General features: G+C 27.6%; 1 protein-coding gene. It reads right to left on the bottom strand.

The window, feature by feature from the left end:
- A partial coding sequence (locus tag J8281_RS19455) for a hypothetical protein (protein WP_210199289.1) occupies positions 1-301 on the bottom strand: 301 nt, incomplete at both ends.

The following is a 301-nucleotide window of genomic DNA, read 5'->3' as shown; positions in this document are numbered from 1 at the left end:
AAAACTGAGTTTATACTTAATTTTTAAGGCGTAATCATCAGCATTAATTAAATCATGTAAATGGAAACCCGTTAGCACAAGTAAAAAAACAGCACCAAAAACAAACACATACTTATGGTAATCAACCTGGGCACCACAAATAAAATACATAAGAACAAAAAGAATACTAAGTATAATGATTACTTTTTTTTGAAGCTTATTTTTTAATATGGTATGATACCACCAAAAATAGAATAAAAAGCTTAAACCAGTATAAGCATAATAAAGCCAGATATTATTGATGATTGTATACTTGCCTACT

This window comes from Aquimarina sp. U1-2 (assembly GCF_017897595.1).
Taxonomy (GTDB): Bacteria; Bacteroidota; Bacteroidia; order Flavobacteriales; family Flavobacteriaceae; genus Aquimarina.
Note: the sequence above shows the minus strand (reverse complement) of the source record. Positions and strands in the feature narration are given on the sequence as shown.